Origin of the sequence: Pseudomonas sp. GD03903 (assembly GCF_029840045.1) — a bacterium.
GTDB classification, from domain to species: domain Bacteria; phylum Pseudomonadota; class Gammaproteobacteria; order Pseudomonadales; family Pseudomonadaceae; genus Pseudomonas; species Pseudomonas pseudonitroreducens.
In genome coordinates, this window is record NZ_JAOCBT010000049.1 from 1 (window position 1) to 5,244 (window position 5,244).

Here is a 5,244-nt window from a genome sequence, read left to right on the forward strand (position 1 = left end):
CGCAAGTAACACTCGTGAATTCGAGAGTTTTAGCTCATTAAATTGAGCATGCGATTGCTGAGCCAAGTTTAGGGTTTTCTCAAAACCCAAGCAGTATTGAACTGAAGAGTTTGATCATGGCTCAGATTGAACGCTGGCGGCAGGCCTAACACATGCAAGTCGAGCGGATGATGGGAGCTTGCTCCCGGATTCAGCGGCGGACGGGTGAGTAATGCCTAGGAATCTGCCTGGTAGTGGGGGACAACGTTTCGAAAGGAACGCTAATACCGCATACGTCCTACGGGAGAAAGCAGGGGACCTTCGGGCCTTGCGCTATCAGATGAGCCTAGGTCGGATTAGCTAGTTGGTGGGGTAAAGGCCTACCAAGGCGACGATCCGTAACTGGTCTGAGAGGATGATCAGTCACACTGGAACTGAGACACGGTCCAGACTCCTACGGGAGGCAGCAGTGGGGAATATTGGACAATGGGCGAAAGCCTGATCCAGCCATGCCGCGTGTGTGAAGAAGGTCTTCGGATTGTAAAGCACTTTAAGTTGGGAGGAAGGGCAGTAAGTTAATACCTTGCTGTTTTGACGTTACCAACAGAATAAGCACCGGCTAACTTCGTGCCAGCAGCCGCGGTAATACGAAGGGTGCAAGCGTTAATCGGAATTACTGGGCGTAAAGCGCGCGTAGGTGGTTTGGTAAGATGGATGTGAAATCCCCGGGCTCAACCTGGGAACTGCATCCATAACTGCCTGACTAGAGTACGGTAGAGGGTGGTGGAATTTCCTGTGTAGCGGTGAAATGCGTAGATATAGGAAGGAACACCAGTGGCGAAGGCGACCACCTGGACTGATACTGACACTGAGGTGCGAAAGCGTGGGGAGCAAACAGGATTAGATACCCTGGTAGTCCACGCCGTAAACGATGTCGACTAGCCGTTGGGATCCTTGAGATCTTAGTGGCGCAGCTAACGCGATAAGTCGACCGCCTGGGGAGTACGGCCGCAAGGTTAAAACTCAAATGAATTGACGGGGGCCCGCACAAGCGGTGGAGCATGTGGTTTAATTCGAAGCAACGCGAAGAACCTTACCTGGCCTTGACATGTCCGGAATCCTGCAGAGATGCGGGAGTGCCTTCGGGAATCGGAACACAGGTGCTGCATGGCTGTCGTCAGCTCGTGTCGTGAGATGTTGGGTTAAGTCCCGTAACGAGCGCAACCCTTGTCCTTAGTTACCAGCACGTTATGGTGGGCACTCTAAGGAGACTGCCGGTGACAAACCGGAGGAAGGTGGGGATGACGTCAAGTCATCATGGCCCTTACGGCCAGGGCTACACACGTGCTACAATGGTCGGTACAGAGGGTTGCCAAGCCGCGAGGTGGAGCTAATCCCATAAAACCGATCGTAGTCCGGATCGCAGTCTGCAACTCGACTGCGTGAAGTCGGAATCGCTAGTAATCGTGAATCAGAATGTCACGGTGAATACGTTCCCGGGCCTTGTACACACCGCCCGTCACACCATGGGAGTGGGTTGCTCCAGAAGTAGCTAGTCTAACCGCAAGGGGGACGGTTACCACGGAGTGATTCATGACTGGGGTGAAGTCGTAACAAGGTAGCCGTAGGGGAACCTGCGGCTGGATCACCTCCTTAATCGAAGATCTCAGCTTCTTCATAAGCTCCCACACGAATTGCTTGATTCACTGGTTAGACGATTGGGTCTGTAGCTCAGTTGGTTAGAGCGCACCCCTGATAAGGGTGAGGTCGGCAGTTCGAATCTGCCCAGACCCACCAATTGTTGTGGTGTGCTGCTGATCCGATGGGGCCATAGCTCAGCTGGGAGAGCGCCTGCTTTGCACGCAGGAGGTCAGGAGTTCGATCCTCCTTGGCTCCACCATTTAAATCGTCGAAAGCTCAGACATGAATGTTCAGGTTGAACGAACATTGATGTCTGGTCTTTGTGCCAGAACTGTTCTTTAAAAATTTGGGTATGTGATAGAAGTAGACTGAATAATCTCTTTCACTGGTGATTATTCAAGTCAAGGTAAAATTTGCGAGTTCAAGCGCGAATTTTCGGCGAATGTCGTCTTCACGTTCGAGACAATAACCAGATTGCTTGGGGTTATATGGTCAAGTGAAGAAGCGCATACGGTGGATGCCTTGGCAGTCAGAGGCGATGAAAGACGTGGTAGCCTGCGATAAGCTTCGGGGAGTCGGCAAACAGACTTTGATCCGGAGATCTCTGAATGGGGAAACCCACCTAGCATAAGCTGGGTATCTTGCACTGAATACATAGGTGCAAGAGGCGAACCAGGGGAACTGAAACATCTAAGTACCCTGAGGAAAAGAAATCAACCGAGATTCCCTTAGTAGTGGCGAGCGAACGGGGACTAGCCCTTAAGCTTCTTTGAATCTAACAGAACGCTCTGGAAAGTGCGGCCATAGTGGGTGATAGCCCCGTATGTGAAAGGTTCTTTGAAGTGAAATCGAGTAGGACGGAGCACGAGAAACTTTGTCTGAATATGGGGGGACCATCCTCCAAGGCTAAATACTACTGACTGACCGATAGTGAACCAGTACCGTGAGGGAAAGGCGAAAAGAACCCCGGAGAGGGGAGTGAAATAGAACCTGAAACCGTATGCGTACAAGCAGTGGGAGCCTACTTTGTTAGGTGACTGCGTACCTTTTGTATAATGGGTCAGCGACTTATATTCAGTGGCGAGCTTAACCGTATAGGGAAGGCGTAGCGAAAGCGAGTCTTAATAGGGCGTTTTAGTCGCTGGGTATAGACCCGAAACCGGGCGATCTATCCATGAGCAGGTTGAAGGTTAGGTAACACTGACTGGAGGACCGAACCCACTCCCGTTGAAAAGGTAGGGGATGACTTGTGGATCGGAGTGAAAGGCTAATCAAGCTCGGAGATAGCTGGTTCTCCTCGAAAGCTATTTAGGTAGCGCCTCACGTATCACTCCAGGGGGTAGAGCACTGTTTCGGCTAGGGGGTCATCCCGACTTACCAAACCGATGCAAACTCCGAATACCTGGAAGTGTCAGCGTGGGAGACACACGGCGGGTGCTAACGTCCGTCGTGAAAAGGGAAACAACCCAGACCGTCAGCTAAGGTCCCAAAGTTATGGTTAAGTGGTAAACGATGTGGGAAGGCTTAGACAGCTAGGAGGTTGGCTTAGAAGCAGCCACCCTTTAAAGAAAGCGTAATAGCTCACTAGTCGAGTCGGCCTGCGCGGAAGATGTAACGGGGCTCAAACCATACACCGAAGCTACGGGTGCATCGCAAGATGCGCGGTAGAGGAGCGTTCTGTAAGCCTGTGAAGGTGAGTTGAGAAGCTTGCTGGAGGTATCAGAAGTGCGAATGCTGACATGAGTAACGACAATGGGAGTGAAAAACTCCCACGCCGAAAGACCAAGGGTTCCTGCGCAACGTTAATCGACGCAGGGTTAGTCGGTCCCTAAGGCGAGGCTGAAGAGCGTAGTCGATGGGAAACAGGTTAATATTCCTGTACTTCTAGTTACTGCGATGGAGGGACGGAGAAGGCTAGGCCAGCTTGGCGTTGGTTGTCCAAGTTTAAGGTGGTAGGCAGAGATCTTAGGTAAATCCGGGGTCTTAATGCCGAGAGCTGATGACGAGTCATCTTTCAGATGATGAAGTGGTTGATGCCATGCTTCCAGGAAAAGCTTCTAAGCTTCAGGTAACTAGGAACCGTACCCCAAACCGACACAGGTGGTTGGGTAGAGAATACCAAGGCGCTTGAGAGAACTCGGGTGAAGGAACTAGGCAAAATGGCACCGTAACTTCGGGAGAAGGTGCGCCGGCGAGGGTTAAGGATTTACTCCGTAAGCCCATGCCGGTCGAAGATACCAGGCCGCTGCGACTGTTTATTAAAAACACAGCACTCTGCAAACACGAAAGTGGACGTATAGGGTGTGACGCCTGCCCGGTGCCGGAAGGTTAATTGATGGGGTTAGCGAAAGCGAAGCTCTTGATCGAAGCCCCGGTAAACGGCGGCCGTAACTATAACGGTCCTAAGGTAGCGAAATTCCTTGTCGGGTAAGTTCCGACCTGCACGAATGGCGTAACGATGGCGGCGCTGTCTCCACCCGAGACTCAGTGAAATTGAAATCGCTGTGAAGATGCAGTGTATCCGCGGCTAGACGGAAAGACCCCGTGAACCTTTACTGTAGCTTTGCACTGGACTTTGAGCCTGCTTGTGTAGGATAGGTGGGAGGCTTTGAAGCGTGGACGCCAGTCTGCGTGGAGCCATCCTTGAAATACCACCCTGGCATGCTTGAGGTTCTAACTCTGGTCCGTTATCCGGATCGAGGACAGTGTATGGTGGGCAGTTTGACTGGGGCGGTCTCCTCCTAAAGAGTAACGGAGGAGTACGAAGGTGCGCTCAGACCGGTCGGAAATCGGTCGTAGAGTATAAAGGCAAAAGCGCGCTTGACTGCGAGACAGACACGTCGAGCAGGTACGAAAGTAGGTCTTAGTGATCCGGTGGTTCTGTATGGAAGGGCCATCGCTCAACGGATAAAAGGTACTCCGGGGATAACAGGCTGATACCGCCCAAGAGTTCATATCGACGGCGGTGTTTGGCACCTCGATGTCGGCTCATCACATCCTGGGGCTGAAGCCGGTCCCAAGGGTATGGCTGTTCGCCATTTAAAGTGGTACGCGAGCTGGGTTTAGAACGTCGTGAGACAGTTCGGTCCCTATCTGCCGTGGACGTTTGAGATTTGAGAGGGGCTGCTCCTAGTACGAGAGGACCGGAGTGGACGAACCTCTGGTGTTCCGGTTGTCACGCCAGTGGCATTGCCGGGTAGCTATGTTCGGAATAGATAACCGCTGAAAGCATCTAAGCGGGAAACTAGCCTCAAGATGAGATCTCACTGGGAACTTGATTCCCCTAAAGGGCCGTCGAAGACTACGACGTTGATAGGTCGGGTGTGTAAGCGCTGTGAGGCGTTGAGCTAACCGATACTAATTGCCCGTGAGGCTTGACCATATAACACCCAAACAATTTGCGTGTTGTACGGTGAAGACGTAACGAACCGAAAGTTCGTGTGAACCGCAAATACCTGTCACATACCCGAATCTGGATGAGCGTGTGCAATTGCCACGAGCGTCCATAAAGAATTGCTTGACGACCATAGAGCGTTGGAACCACCTGATCCCATCCCGAACTCAGTAGTGAAACGACGCATCGCCGATGGTAGTGTGGAGTTTCTCCATGTGAGAGTAGGTCAT

At 52.0% G+C, this 5,244-nt stretch carries 2 tRNA genes and 3 rRNA genes; all 5 read left to right on the plus strand.

Annotation, left to right across the window (positions count from 1 at the left end):
• The first annotated feature begins 98 nt into the window (after positions 1-98).
• Positions 99-1,635, plus strand: a 16S ribosomal RNA gene (locus tag N5C91_RS31680).
• Positions 1,636-1,699: 64 nt separating this feature from the next.
• A tRNA-Ile gene (locus N5C91_RS31685) sits at positions 1,700-1,776 on the plus strand.
• A 27-nt stretch (positions 1,777-1,803) separates the two neighbouring features.
• Positions 1,804-1,879, plus strand: a tRNA-Ala gene (locus N5C91_RS31690).
• Positions 1,880-2,110: 231 nt separating this feature from the next.
• Positions 2,111-5,002, plus strand: a 23S ribosomal RNA gene (locus N5C91_RS31695).
• Positions 5,003-5,136: 134 nt separating this feature from the next.
• Positions 5,137-5,244: ribosomal RNA gene (gene rrf, locus N5C91_RS31700) — 5S ribosomal RNA — on the plus strand; the annotation flags it as partial.